Origin of the sequence: Spirochaeta cellobiosiphila DSM 17781 (assembly GCF_000426705.1) — a bacterium.
Taxonomy (GTDB): domain Bacteria; phylum Spirochaetota; class Spirochaetia; order DSM-17781; family DSM-17781; genus Spirochaeta_E; species Spirochaeta_E cellobiosiphila.
Genome location: NZ_AUFW01000018.1, coordinates 43,499 through 56,780, shown reverse-complemented (window position 1 = coordinate 56,780; position 13,282 = coordinate 43,499). Strand labels below are relative to the sequence as shown.

General features: G+C 33.6%; 13 protein-coding genes. 4 read left to right on the top strand and 9 right to left on the bottom strand.

Translation table 11 applies throughout. From position 1 onward, the window contains the following. Nucleotides 1–74: 74 nt before the first annotated feature. Nucleotides 75–545, top strand: coding sequence for a hypothetical protein (locus K345_RS0104050; protein ID WP_028973094.1), 471 nt, complete (start codon nucleotides 75–77; stop codon nucleotides 543–545). Here K345_RS0104050 and K345_RS0104045 read toward each other — a convergent pair. Continuing rightward, nucleotides 535–1,140 (bottom strand): LysE family translocator, encoded by a 606-nt coding sequence (locus K345_RS0104045; protein WP_028973093.1) that lies wholly within the window; start codon nucleotides 1,138–1,140, stop codon nucleotides 535–537. The genes K345_RS0104050 and K345_RS0104045 overlap by 11 nt on opposite strands. Before the next feature lie 101 nt (nucleotides 1,141–1,241). Between K345_RS0104045 and K345_RS0104040 the strand changes: the two genes are divergently transcribed. After that, nucleotides 1,242–2,672, top strand: coding sequence for an aminotransferase-like domain-containing protein (locus K345_RS0104040; protein ID WP_028973092.1), 1,431 nt, complete (start codon nucleotides 1,242–1,244; stop codon nucleotides 2,670–2,672). Nucleotides 2,673–2,776: 104 nt separating this feature from the next. Here the strand turns inward: K345_RS0104040 and K345_RS0104035 are convergent, their stop codons facing one another. From K345_RS0104035 to K345_RS0104005, 7 genes are all read right to left on the bottom strand, one after another. Then, a complete protein-coding gene (locus K345_RS0104035) occupies nucleotides 2,777–3,610 on the bottom strand; it encodes a carbohydrate ABC transporter permease (RefSeq protein WP_028973091.1) in 834 nt (277 codons plus the stop codon). Continuing rightward, nucleotides 3,607–4,428 (bottom strand): carbohydrate ABC transporter permease, encoded by an 822-nt coding sequence (locus tag K345_RS19630; protein WP_169714762.1) that lies wholly within the window; start codon nucleotides 4,426–4,428, stop codon nucleotides 3,607–3,609. Before K345_RS19630 ends, K345_RS0104035 begins: the two co-directional genes overlap by 4 nt. A gap of 164 nt (nucleotides 4,429–4,592) precedes the next feature. Continuing rightward, nucleotides 4,593–5,852: an ABC transporter substrate-binding protein gene (locus tag K345_RS0104025; protein WP_028973090.1), complete on the bottom strand. Its 1,260-nt coding sequence runs from the start codon at nucleotides 5,850–5,852 to the stop codon at nucleotides 4,593–4,595. A gap of 91 nt (nucleotides 5,853–5,943) precedes the next feature. Next, nucleotides 5,944–6,579, bottom strand: coding sequence for a response regulator transcription factor (locus K345_RS0104020; protein ID WP_037571222.1), 636 nt, complete (start codon nucleotides 6,577–6,579; stop codon nucleotides 5,944–5,946). After that, on the bottom strand, nucleotides 6,560–7,558 hold the full coding sequence (locus K345_RS0104015; protein ID WP_211227830.1) for a sensor histidine kinase: 999 nt from the start codon (nucleotides 7,556–7,558) through the stop codon (nucleotides 6,560–6,562). Before K345_RS0104015 ends, K345_RS0104020 begins: the two co-directional genes overlap by 20 nt. Nucleotides 7,559–7,822: 264 nt before the next feature. Continuing rightward, complete coding sequence (locus K345_RS0104010; protein ID WP_028973087.1) at nucleotides 7,823–8,809, bottom strand: Gfo/Idh/MocA family protein; 987 nt, start codon at nucleotides 8,807–8,809, stop codon at nucleotides 7,823–7,825. A 3-nt stretch (nucleotides 8,810–8,812) separates the two neighbouring features. After that, nucleotides 8,813–10,273, bottom strand: coding sequence for a hypothetical protein (locus K345_RS0104005; RefSeq protein WP_028973086.1), 1,461 nt, complete (start codon nucleotides 10,271–10,273; stop codon nucleotides 8,813–8,815). Nucleotides 10,274–10,624: 351 nt separating this feature from the next. Between K345_RS0104005 and K345_RS0104000 the strand changes: the two genes are divergently transcribed. Then, entirely contained in the window at nucleotides 10,625–12,208 is a 1,584-nt protein-coding gene (locus tag K345_RS0104000; protein ID WP_028973085.1) for a peptide chain release factor 3, read from the top strand. 15 nt (nucleotides 12,209–12,223) lie between these two features. Further along, nucleotides 12,224–12,976: a lysophospholipid acyltransferase family protein gene (locus K345_RS19625; protein WP_037571220.1), complete on the top strand. Its 753-nt coding sequence runs from the start codon at nucleotides 12,224–12,226 to the stop codon at nucleotides 12,974–12,976. Here the strand turns inward: K345_RS19625 and K345_RS22780 are convergent. Beyond that, a complete protein-coding gene (locus tag K345_RS22780) occupies nucleotides 12,921–13,271 on the bottom strand; it encodes a thioredoxin family protein (RefSeq protein ID WP_083963618.1) in 351 nt (116 codons plus the stop codon). The two genes, K345_RS19625 and K345_RS22780, sit on opposite strands and share 56 nt — an antisense overlap. Nucleotides 13,272–13,282 lie beyond the last annotated feature (11 nt).

The following is a 13,282-nucleotide window of genomic DNA, read 5'->3' as shown; positions in this document are numbered from 1 at the left end:
GTAATATTGGGAATAGTTTCACTTATTTTATTCTATATTCAGTCGTTAATATTAAGTATAGGAGATGTCATATAATGGATAACGCTATCACAAACACTTCTTCATACCGATATCTGACACTTGGTGAGGATTTTCTTCGCTTTGCCTGGATTGAAAAAGGCAAAGTACTCCAAGAACTTCCTTTGGACCTTGGATACAGATATATATCAAGAAAGTATTTTGTAAGTGATATTCCCAGTGAAGGGGAAGTTGAGAATGCTATAAACTATATTGAAGATATATTGATGACCAAAAAGCAATTAGTTAATGATAGCCAGAACTCTTTGTACACACAATCCAATTTTGTTTTTTCTATTCTCGGGGAATCATCCTATTTGTCTGTACAACAAATTGAGGATCTATTTAACCGATGGGCATCACTATCCATGGGAAAACCAGCCCGTTCTGAAAATATCCAATATCAGAAAGATCATTTTGCACTAATACTGATAATAAGAGAAATAATTCATCATCTTCAATTTGAAGGTATAAATATTATAGTATAATAAAAATACCTGATAAGGCTGTTAACACGGAAAGACTTATTTTTAAGCGTTTATTCCAAACCTTATCAGTCATTATAGTCTTTAATGAGGAGCCAAATATTGCCCAACAGGAAATGGATAAAGGGGTAATAATGAAAAAAACAAGAAATATAACTAGTATGGATGTTGTATAACTTGGATGTATCTGTCCATAAACAGAGGTGGCTGTAATGGTCATTAGATAGGCTTTTGGGTTAAAAAATTGCAGAAATAGGCCATTTACTATTCCCGGTGCTTGCTTGTTTTCTTCTACAACATTTGTATGTTTAGCAGAAGAGCTTAAGAGTATCTTTAAAGATAGATACAAAATGTAAGAAATCCCCAGAACTTTTAGTATTTTATGTATAATCTCATACCTTGTAAAAAGTATACCTAATCCTAATGCACTTAGCAGTAATAGACTTAATACACCAATAATAATTCCCATGATAAGAGGTATCGTTTTCTTATAACCAAATTGGGCTCCAGTTGCTGTTAATAACATATTATTAGGACCTGGTGTCAAAGTCATCATTATGACAAATAAAATAAGTGGAATAATGGACATTGTATTCATTTTATAAGCTCCTTATTGATTACATGATTATAAACTTCATTTTGTAACAATAACAGATACAGAAAATTGACAATTATACCATAACAGATTACTGTTCTGTTATGGTGAATAGTAATCAATACTTATACGAAGACATCGCTGATGATATTAATAATTCAATAGATAAAGAGATAATAAGCAGGGGAAGCAAGTTACCATCTCTTCGTATATTAAGCCAAAAATACAATTGTTCTATTTCTGTCATAATGCAAGCTTATTCCATATTGGAAGGTCAAGGTAAAATATATTCAATAGAAAAATCAGGTTACTATGTATCTCATCAAATAAACATTCCCTTACCCACAAATGAACGGGAAGGGTTCACTTTATCATCTAAGGAGGCCATTCCTCTAAGTATTCTAGGACGAGTAGTGGAAGCAAGCAATGATCATAGTATTATACCTCTTGGTGCGGGCGTTCCTGACACTACCTATTTACCTCTGAATGCTATAAAGAGTCGAATTAACAAATTGCTAACTAACGATCCTAGTAGTTTGGTTGATTATACTCATGCACAAGGTGATCTTGACTTACGTATTTCCGTAGCAGAACTTATGAGTTTCCGTGGTGTTGAAGTAAACCCTTCAGAGATAACAATAACTAATGGTTGTATAGAAGCTCTTTCTATGGCTATACAATCATGTTCTCATCCTGGGGATATTATTGCCATCGAAAGCCCGGTATTTTTAGGTACAATTCAACTTCTTAAGGAATTAAAACGTAGGATTATTTCTATTCCAACTTCGTCAGAAAATGGTATAGACCTGGAAATCCTGAGCAACGTTTTGAAAGAGGAAGATGTTAAAGCCTTCATTGTGACTTCCTTATATCAAAATCCTCTTGGCTATGTTATGCCAGAAAAAAATAGAGAAAAAATAGTTAAATTAGGGATGGAACATAAAGTTTATATTATCGAAGATGATGTCTATAATGATTGTGGATTTTATAATAAAAATGAATTACCTATTAAAAGTTATGACAAAGAAGGGGAGGTCCTGTATTGTTCTTCTCTATCAAAAACAATATCTCCTGGAAGTCGCATTGGCTGGATTTTAGGTGGTAGATTACATAAGAAATGTCGTGATTTAAAGTTTGCGACTACATTAGGTACTAATGGATTAATACAAAAAGCTATTGCACAGTATCTTAATACTAAACAATATCATAAGCAATTAGCTCATCTTCAAAAAACTATGTGTTATCAATCAAAACAAATGACTAGTCTTATTCTATTACATTTTCCTCATAATATTAGAATCTCTCAACCTAAAGGAGGGTATTACCTTTGGGTTGAGCTTTCCAATGAAATAGACAGTCTGGAAATATTTGAAGAAGCTTTAGAGCATGGAATCAGTGTCGTTCCAGGACAAGCTTTTTCTGCAGAGAATAAATACAGTAATTTTCTTAGAATATCCTTTGCTAGTCCTATTAATGAGTCCATTGAAAAAGCTATTATAACCTTAGGTTCTATTGTAAAACAAAAATATAGATAAAACTCTCATACTAGTGTGTAGGCAAATAAGAAGCTTATTGACAATACGAAAGGAAGCTATCTTTTTTAGAACTCATTCGTATTGTCTTATGGCCTTTATTCTATTTAGCCTTTTAAAGCTCCAGCTGATAATCCTTCTTGGAAATACTGAGACAAAAGGAGATATATGATAATCACTGGTATGCTTGCAAGCGATAACACAGCAAACACCAAGTTTATTTTTGTATCAAATTGTCCAAATAATTGTCCCGTTGCTAGTGGTATTGTAAAATTCGTTCGAGATTTTATAAGAACTAGAGGAAACCAGAATTCATTCCAATTTGGGATAAAACTGATTATTCCTGCTGCAGCTATACCGGGCTTTAATAAAGGTAGTATTACTAGTTGAAAAATTTTCGTTTCTGAACAACCATCTATTCTTGCAGCACTAAGAAGTTCTTCTGGAATCATTTTAATATAGTCATACATTATGAAAATACTTAAGGGTATTGCCATAGCTGTATAAACAATGATTAGCGCACCCAACGTGTCGTATATTTTAAGGTTAACCATTGTAATCATAATATCTATTGTCCCTAGTTTGATAGGAACTATTAATCCTAGAACGAAGTAGAAATATATAGCTTTTGAGTATTTAAACTCATATTTTGCCAATCCAAATGATGCCATACCTGACAAAATTAAGGCAATGGTCAGAGATATTAACGCAACTGCGACACTATTGATAAAGTATCTACTATAATTAGATATTATGAATAAGCTCTTATAAGCATCAAAATTAAATGATGAAGGTAATCCAAAGGGATTGTTGAATATCTCTGCATTACTTTTAAATGAGGTAAGTATCATAATAATGAGGGGGAGAAATATGGTTAAACCATAAAAAACGACAATGGTATAAATGAGTATCTTTTTCCCTATGCTTTTTTTATTGATCATTTGTCATACCCCTCTTTTTTCTTGCTGAAAAAGTACAAAAATCCACCAACACCCATGGATACTATGATAAACATCATCGTTGCCACGGCGGCCCCCATTCCTGTACCCCAGCCACCTCTCTCAGAGGAAGCAAAGGCTGTTCTGTAAAATAAGGAGCCAAATAAATCTGTACTATAAGAGGGGTCACCTCTTGTTCCTGTCATGGCAAAGATAATATCAAATTGGGTGAAGTCCCCTATGAATATGAGGATAGTTACAATTCCAACAATAGGAAGTATAGAAGGAAGGATAATATGAATCATTTCTCTCCAGATACCCGCTCCGTCTATTTTAGCTGCTTCAATTATTGATCTATCAATACTATCAATACCTGATGTATAGAACAGAACTGATTCCCCGAAGAACTGCCAACTTACAGCGAATGCTACAACAGGTAGAGCTGTTCTGGGATCTCCTAACCAAGGCAAAATAAACTCTTTTAGACCTATTAGAGCCAAAAAATTATCAAAAACTCCGTAATAGGGGTTTAGTATCAACTTAAAAATATAACCAACTACCAAAACGGAAAGTGTTGTTGGTAAAAAACTGATTTTCCTCACTGTTTTGTTGCCTTTAAAGGGACGTGTTATCAGCACAGCCATTAAAAATCCAAACACATTCTGTACAATAGTCACAATAAAGAAAAACTTTATGTTATTTCCAAAGGCATTCCAAAATTTGCTATAATATCTTTTTTCCGTAAAGAGACTAACAAAATTGTCTAATCCCACAAAATTATCAGGAATTAATCCATCACCTGTAAATAAGCTGTATTTCATAGAATTGATAATTGGTATTAGCATGAAGACGGTATAGATAAATAATGCCGGAAAAATGAATAAGAACAAAAATCTAGTATGTGCTTTAGTTGCCTTCAACATAATAACTCCTGTGTAAATTGAAACTGGGATTGGCATTTTACCAATCCCAAAGTTATGTCTAGTTATTCATAGTACCAGGATAATCCCTTATCTACGTATTCAGCAGCCTCGTTTGGTGTTAGTTCTCCAGCATACATTTTTTGAATAGCTTCTCCCATCAACTCATTGCCACTTGGGGCTTGAGCTGAAAGTTTTTCCCATACTGTTCGAACTGTGGCTTCAGATCCGGGTACATAACTTTCCATTTCTTTAGCCAGTTTATTGGTAAGTTCATACTCTCCAGGTGTATAGCTAAAGAAACCAGGTAATTCATTCATATACAGCTGAGCAAATTCAGGTGAAGCTAACCATGTCATGTACAATTTAGCTTCTTCTGGATATTTTGTATTCTTGTTCATCGCAACACCAGCATCAACATGAAAACAATATTGCAAAAGATCTCCATCTTCAGCTACTGGGGGTGCGAAATACCCAACATCATCAAGTCCTCCCAGATCCTCAAATATACCTATTTCCCAACTTCCACCGATAAACATAGCTGCATTTCCAGTTCCAAATATTTGTTGCATAGTTACATAATCAATACCTTCAAATCTTTCAGGGAAAAATTCTTTCAGTTCATTAATTTTCTCAAAAGCCGTTAAAAAGTTGGTATCTGTTATATGTGCTTCTTTAGAGAGAAGCCTTTGTCTTGCTTCTTCTCCTCCGTAGAAATTGGCCCCTAAACCTGAGTATATGACTTCATATAGCATCCAGTTATCTTTAGTTCCTTGGGCAAATACAGTTTCCCCTTTTGACTGGAGAGTATTGCAAATAGTAATGAACTCATTCCATGTTTTTGGAATGGGTAAATTGTATTTTTCGAAAATGCTTTTTCTATAATACACACCGTGTACAACGCCTGCTGCTGGTATACCATAATGAATATTTTCAGGAGTGGACCAAGCATCAACGGCTGCTTTGGGAAAGCTGTCTAATTCTGGAATCATTTTATTTAAATCAATCAATGAATCTGTTTTATATATTTGATATCCAGAATCATATGATCTTAGAAAAATAATATCAGCTCCAGTTCCAGCTGCTAGTGATTGTTTTAGCTGAGCATCATATTCAGTATCTTTGATTGGTTGAAAGTCTATTTCAATATTAGGATGTTGTTTCGTAAATGTTTTATTTATTCTATTCATTCGATCAATATCTTCAGTTCGCCAGCTAGTAAACACTAGTTTAACTTTGTTGCTGGAATTTTCTTTCTGTCCTTCACTCATTACCATTGTTGTGGTACAGATCAGAAGGAGAAGAAATAGGATTGCCTTATTCATCCTTAGCTCCTTTTAGTAAGTCTTGATTCATTGTAAGAAGAGTGAAATTGAAAAGAATAGGTACTGTAGTACTGATTTTGGTACTATTTATTTAATTAAATAATTTTTGTGATATTTCTATTGCTTTATAACGATCATGAATATTGAGTTTTGAGTATATGAGACTGACATGATTTTTTACAGTTTGTTCTGCTAGATATAGCATCTCAGATATTTCTTTGTTATTTTTTCCTGTACCTAGTAATTTAAGAACTTCTCGTTCGCGCTTACTTAGATCTTCTATTTTATTCAATAATCCTTGGTCTACTTTTTGTCGTTTCTCAATCATGAGATGTGGCATTATTTGTTTTGATAATTGGATAACTCCACTATATGCTGCTCTTATAGACTGAATTAGTTCTTCAGGAGGAGTATCCTTAAGAATATATCCTGCTGCTCCATTATTAAGAGCACTGTAGATATATTCATCATCTTCGAAAGTAGTCAGGACTAAAATACAAGTTTTGTTGTCAAAAGATTTTATGTGCTTTATTGATTCCACTCCATTCATCCCCGGCATTCGTATATCCATGAGTATGATATCCGGTTGATAACTATGGTTTAGTTCAATAGCTTCCATACCATTACTGCCAATAGCGATAACTTTCATATCGTTAGTTCTATTTTCAAGAACTGTCTTTAAGCTCTCTGCAAATAATATCTGATCATCAACTATTAATAAGTTCATTCTGATTCTCTCTACTAATCCACGGTATATTTGCTTTGATTGCAAATCCTGTTATTGTATTCCCATAAGTTAAATAGCCACCCACTTTTTCAACACGTTCCTTCATTCCACTTATACCAATCCCTTCAGTGACGGTATGACTTCCTTTTCCATTATCTTCAATAACAACACTGATGAAATCATTTAATAACTGAAAGTACACATCAATTTGTAAGGCATTTCCATGAGTCAAGGAGTTTGTCATTCCTTCTTGTAATAAGCGAAAGATGACATGGTCGAGTTCTTTATTGAGCCGCCATGGTAGATTCCCATATCTGACATTTACAGTTATACCAGTAGATTCAGTAAAAATTCTAGTAAGATTTTGAATAGAATCTATACTGCTATATTCACGTGGTTTTGTTTTCCGTAAAGTATATAGAACTTGTCGGATATCTTTATGTCCTGTTTTTATGATACCTAAAGCTTTGTTTAATAAGGATTCTAGTTTTCTAGCATCTGTATGGATGAGATCCGTGCTGGCTTCTAACATCATTAATAAGTTTGTTAATGTATAACCTACAGTATCATGAAGTTCACGAGTGATATTCATTCTCTCCTTAATGATGCTTTTTTCTTCAGCCAGATTCACATATTGCTGTAATCCTGAATTAGCATTCGCTAGATTTTTTATGACAATTTTTTGATTACTAATGAGTTGTGAATAGTTGCGAATAATTTTATATGTAGTGATGATAATAATACACAAAGAAGACATTACAATTGTTAATATGAAAAGACTAAATCTAACATCCCAAGATCTTGAATGAAATTGAACATTCCAAAACATACCACCATGCTTCACAGTAAAAGATGTTAAGCTAAGTATTCCAGCAAGCATAAGTAATTCTTCTGTGTTAAGAATGAGTACACCTTCAAAAAGCATGATTGATATCAAAAAAAAATCAAACCAAATATTTTGACTGAAAGGCTTTGTCATTATATATTTCAACATCAACTGAATCACGAATAAAGATAAGATTAGACTTTCATTTTTGGGTGAAAACAAAAATATAACAGTAATTGCAAAAAAGACTGTCAGGATACCTATGAATTGATATGTCCAACGCAAAGGAAAGATATAGGTGGGTCTATAAAGAAAAAATTGGGATAATACTGCAAAATAACATAACAACAAAACTAAAAAAACTATTCGTCTAAACAGTGGCTGTTTATTTAATAAAATGTCATCATCATGCAAAACTTAATCCTCTAAGTTATCGTCTCCGTAGATCTTTAATACAAGTTCTGTTGATTTCCTGGCTGATTCCCCAGTAACAAAGGGGGCTTTATCTTTTGAAACAGCCTCTTCAAAATCAAGAAGTATTAATTTATGTCTATCGTAATTATTTAATTGAGGAGTATTACCGCCTAAATCTGCCATAGAAAACAACGTCTTAGTGGGATTTGCTATGCCTTTTATATTCCATTTTATAATACTGTCATTTTGGGTAATAAAATAGCCTTTATCAGTATAGACTTCCATTCTTGCTGGAAATCCTGGACTAGTACAAGTTGATGCTGTAATTGTACTAATCATTCCATCTTCATGTTTTAATATTGTAGCACCATGGTCTTCTGCTTCAATGTCATGAAGGAACCGTCCCAAAAAGCTCTTTACTTTTAGAGGCATTCCAAACATCCATTGATAAGTATCAATATTATGAATGGCCTGTTGAATAAAGGGCCCCCCGCCATCTACAGCATAACCTCCTCGATAGGAGGCAGAATCGTAATAAGCCTGATTCCTCCAAAAGAAACACTGCAAATTGACACTAAAAACTCGTCCTAACTGTTTTGTCTCTAAAAGTTTTTTAATTTCCCTGTTATCAGGTGTGATTCTTCTTTGAAAAGCAACAGCTAACTTAACATTATGTTTTTTACAGGCTGAAATCATTGTGTCAATTGCATCCAAATGTATATCTATTGGTTTTTCAGTGAGTACGTGTTTACCCAGCTGTGCTGCTTTTATGGCATATTTATGGTGCGTTCCGTTGGGGGTCGTTATTATGATGGCATCATATTCCTGGTTAACATCTTCTATTTGTGTCCACGCAGGTATGTTTTGCATTTGTTCAGGTCTTTTCCCTGTTCTTGATATACATCCAACAATACTGGAATCAGCAATATCTTCGATAGCTTGTATATATGTCTTAGTAATATTACCAGTTCCTATGAGTAAATATCTCATCCTCTATCCTATTTCCTCATTATTGGAATCAAAAATAGATTCCCCAAAATCATAGTTTTTATTTTTTATACTAGCCCTATAGTTCTTTAGATCTGCCTGTTTTTCTTTAAAATGAGGGAATATATAATGATAATTTTGTGTTCCCTTATTTTCAATATTCATCTCATTATCTAAACTTAATCTATTAATTTCCTTGTCCTTTTCTTTTTTCCAATTGAAAGGTTTGTCAACATCTCCTATTGGCTGTAAATCAAGGTCTTGTATCGTTCCATCTGAACTAAGTAATTCTGTATAGACATGTTTGCGATAGTTTTCTCTTCTGATCTGTTCATTCTTGCTATTATTGAATTGATTCCTTATTAAAGGAATGAGATAGAATAATAAAGAGAATAGTCCTGGGATAGTTCCTAATATCCAAAAAATGAAATTAGCTGGATTAGCATTTATTAGGTTTCTAAACAAGGTAAAAGTAAAATAATAGACAAAAGAGAAGCCTCTGCCTGTAACAGAAGTAAGATGTAATGTGTAATATAAAAAGTAGACTGAGGTTAATAGGTTAACTCCATTTATTGCCGTTATCCATGTATTTAAGCTTTTTTTATTGTTGTTGAAATTATAAAACACTTTATTTCTATGTTGGGGTGGGTCAAGCTTTGCTGTGGTCTTAAGTAATTCCTCAAAATAATAGATGATTTGACCACCTTCTGTTACTTGTGGTTCTCCTTCAAACTCCAATAGATATCGGTTTAGTCTATCTTGGGCCAAATCTCGATCGTACCCTGTTAATTGAATAAATTCTTCTATTGTAATGGTTCCTTTATTTTTTTGAATAAAAAAGAAAAATAGCTTTTTCTCAATTACTTCCCAATCTTCATTAGGATCTTCCTCTCCAAATACATAGGCAAATACTGATTTATGTAAAGGGTTACCTCTTTTGCTTCTTTGTCTAACCATACCAGAATAGAACCAAACTCTAATAAACACATCAATAAGACGGGAAGACAACCAAAAGGCTCCAAAGCCTGAACCTCTTCTGTTCTCATTACGATTCGATGCAGAGGCAGCAATAGATGCGACCAGTGCAGCAAGGAATAATGCTAAAAAGAGGATAAAATATCCTACAAGCATAACTACTATCCAGATTTTAAAAGCAAAGGATAGTATTTTTTTAGATATTGAAAGTCCCTTTGATAAAAATTTCTTTATTCGAGCTGAAAAACTTTTTTCATTACTTATCATTCCGTGAGGAAAATGATAGAGAATATCTCCTTGATTATTTACTTTAAGATGGCCATTATACTCTTTTAAAATAACCGGTATAGTCTCTTCTACTTGTACTTTTGGCAAGCCTGTATAATTTATAAGGTCAGCAATAGTTCCTTGATTTTTCTGTTTTCTAAAGGACCTGACTAGTTGTTTTTTTACTTTATTGACATTAAAGGCATATATTTTTTTTCCAGCCACAACATCCTCCTAGTTTTGAAAAATATACTGATGGTAGATAAAAAGAGCAATATAAGCTGTTTAGATCTTATTCAAAGCTAACATTTAGGTTCTTCCCTTTACAAATTAGCCTTAAATTCTGGTGTTGATACATTATTAAGGACAATCTCTGCTCATGTATTATAACATGATTATAGCTTGATTAGACTTTTTCTTATCATGAATACTGATAACGGGAGTATCTATATTTATAATTCTATAACTAACAAGAATAGATCTATAAACAGTAGCTTGACAGTCACTAAACCCTATTATAGGTTTTATGTTAAAATCAGGAAAGCATATTTTATTACTTACATATAAGGAAAAGCATTGTCTGAACTTACAGAAGAATTAAATAAACGTCTTACCTTTGCTATAATCAGCCACCCAGACGCTGGTAAGACTACAATTACAGAAAAACTACTCCTGTTTGGGGGAGCAATTCATATGGCTGGTGCTGTAAAAAGTAAAAGAAATTCAACAAAAACTACTTCTGACTTTATGAAAATGGAACAAGAGAGAGGTATATCAATATCTACTTCTGTTATGGGTTTTGATTATAAAGGAAGAGAGGTTAGACTCTTAGATACACCAGGTCATGCTGACTTTTCAGAAGACACCTACCGAACGTTAACTGCAGTTGACTCTGCACTTATGGTTATTGACTCCGTAAAAGGGGTAGAGGAGAGGACCAAAACACTCTGTGAAATAACTGCGATGCGGGCTACCCCGGTTATTACCTACATCAATAAGATGGATAGAGAAGGCCGAGAACCAATTGAATTACTTGATGAAATCGAAGAGGAATTAAAAATAAAAGCTTGTCCATTAAGTTGGCCTATAGGACAGGGGCAACAATTTAAAGGTGTTTATAGTATTTATGAGAATAGAATAATTCTATTTAATCCACGGGAAACCTTAGATACTTCGTCAGAAGTAGTTGAGATAACAGATATAAATGATTCTGCTCTTGATGATGCTATAGGAGAAACTTTAGCTAAGCGCTTACGTGAAGAACTAGAATTGGTTTGCGGTGTCTATCCTGAATTTGATAAGGATGAATACTTAAAGGCCAAAATTACTCCTGTATTTTTTGGTTCAGCCATTAATAATTTTGGTGTTCGGGAACTTATTGACAGTATGGTTGATATTGCTCCTGAGCCTCTACCTCGAGCTACTGAGTCAAGAATTGTCAGCCCAGATGAGGACAAGTTCACAGGATTAATCTTTAAAATACATGCTAATCTCAATCCTCGACATAGAGACCGCATCGCCTTCATGAGAATAAACTCTGGTATTTTTGAACGCAATAAAGCTTATACTCACGTTCGTTCTGGTAAAACATATAAAGCAGCAAATCCAACAGCGTTTATGGCTCAAGATAGAGAGATTATTGACAAAGCTTTTCCTGGGGACATTATTGGGCTTCATGATACTGGTACCTTCAAAATTGGAGACGTCATAACAGAAGGTGAAAAGCTACAATTTACAGGGATTCCTAACTTTGCCCCTTCCATTTTTCGAATAGCACAAAACAAAGACCCTTTAAAATCAAAGCAATTTGATCAAGGCTTACAACATTTAACTGAAGAGGGTGTTGCCCAGGTATTCTATAAAGTAAGCACAAAAGAAAGAATTATTGGGGTAGTTGGACCTTTACAATTAGAAGTTATTCAATATCGATTGGATAATGAATATAAGGCCAAGTGTAACTTTATTCCTGTAGAATATATAGGTGCTTGTTGGGTTAGTTCATCAAATAAAGAACAGCTTAATAAGTTTGAGAAGTTCTTTTATAGTCATTTAGCTAAGGATAAAACTGATAAGTTAGTTTATATGTATAGTAATAAGTGGGTCTTTGAACGGACAAAGGAAGAATATCCTGAACTTACTTTTGCAACAACATCAGATTAATTGAGGTCAATTTGTATGACAAAAATAGGAATCTTTTTTAGACAAACAGCTATATTTACATTATTGAGTCATTCTTGGTTTTTGTTTATCCCATCCTTTTTTCTTAAAAAGATGGGATACCAAAGAAAAGCAGAAGAAAGAGCCTGTCTGTTGGCAAAAAAGTATGCCAGTATGATGGTGAAACTTGGTGGTGGTAATGTTTTAGTAGAAGGTTTAGATAATATTCCCAATGATAGAAATATCTGTATAGTATCTAATCATGAAGCATTAGCTGATATCTTAACCTTGTTAGCAATAATTCCTTTTCCTATAGGGTTTATTGCAAAAAAGGAATTACTTAAAATTCCCTTTCTAAATATATGGATGAAGCAGATTGGTTGTTTTTTTATCGATAGAAAATCACTGCGTAGTGGAATGGACGCCATTCTTGGTGGGGTTCGATCTATAAAAAATGAACATCCTATGGTGATTTTTCCTGAAGGAACTCGTAGTCGTGGAAAAGGTATAAAAGATTTTAAACAGGGGAGTCTAAAACTTGCTACTAAAGCTGAGGCTGTCATATTACCTATCTCTCTGGTTGGAACATACAAGTTCTTTGAAGAACTGGGGCATGTTCAAGGTTGTAAGATTAAAGTTAGGATACATCAACCCATTGAAACCAAGTCTCTTGATTCTGAACAATTGAAAACTTTAGCTTCTGAAGTTGGGGCTATCATAAAAAAGGGGTATGAGGCCTTGCTTCCGATCGAAGAGAGTATAGCCGATTGATACGGCTATCAAGTTCCTCGATTGATACATAACGAGCTTCTCTGATCATCTCTTTTTGATCTATATAGAAAAGCATTCCCGGGATGGTAAATACGGATAATTGTGCGGCTATTTCAGGTGCAATATCTGTGTCCACATAATAAATATCAATATTTTCATATTTTTGAAGCATGTTGATAATTTTGGGTTTCAGAGTTTTACACACTCCACAATCTTCATTGGATATATAAAGAAATAAGAATGTACTCTTTTGTATTATTGTATTAAGATCTTCTAACGTATTTAGTGTTTTCATATACTAATACA

Coding starts and splice junctions, on each gene's coding strand:
- K345_RS0104050 (WP_028973094.1), top strand. CDS start 75: ATGGATAACGCTATCACAAACACTTCTTCATACCGATATCTGACACTT.
- K345_RS0104045 (WP_028973093.1), bottom strand. CDS start 1,140: ATGAATACAATGTCCATTATTCCACTTATTTTATTTGTCATAATGATG.
- K345_RS0104040 (WP_028973092.1), top strand. CDS start 1,242: ATGGTGAATAGTAATCAATACTTATACGAAGACATCGCTGATGATATT.
- K345_RS0104035 (WP_028973091.1), bottom strand. CDS start 3,610: ATGATCAATAAAAAAAGCATAGGGAAAAAGATACTCATTTATACCATT.
- K345_RS19630 (WP_169714762.1), bottom strand. CDS start 4,428: ATGAAATACAGCTTATTTACAGGTGATGGATTAATTCCTGATAATTTT.
- K345_RS0104025 (WP_028973090.1), bottom strand. CDS start 5,852: ATGAATAAGGCAATCCTATTTCTTCTCCTTCTGATCTGTACCACAACA.
- K345_RS0104020 (WP_037571222.1), bottom strand. CDS start 6,579: ATGAACTTATTAATAGTTGATGATCAGATATTATTTGCAGAGAGCTTA.
- K345_RS0104015 (WP_211227830.1), bottom strand. CDS start 7,558: ATGACAAAGCCTTTCAGTCAAAATATTTGGTTTGATTTTTTTTTGATA.
- K345_RS0104010 (WP_028973087.1), bottom strand. CDS start 8,809: ATGAGATATTTACTCATAGGAACTGGTAATATTACTAAGACATATATA.
- K345_RS19625 (WP_037571220.1), top strand. CDS start 12,224: ATGACAAAAATAGGAATCTTTTTTAGACAAACAGCTATATTTACATTA.
- K345_RS22780 (WP_083963618.1), bottom strand. CDS start 13,271: ATGAAAACACTAAATACGTTAGAAGATCTTAATACAATAATACAAAAG.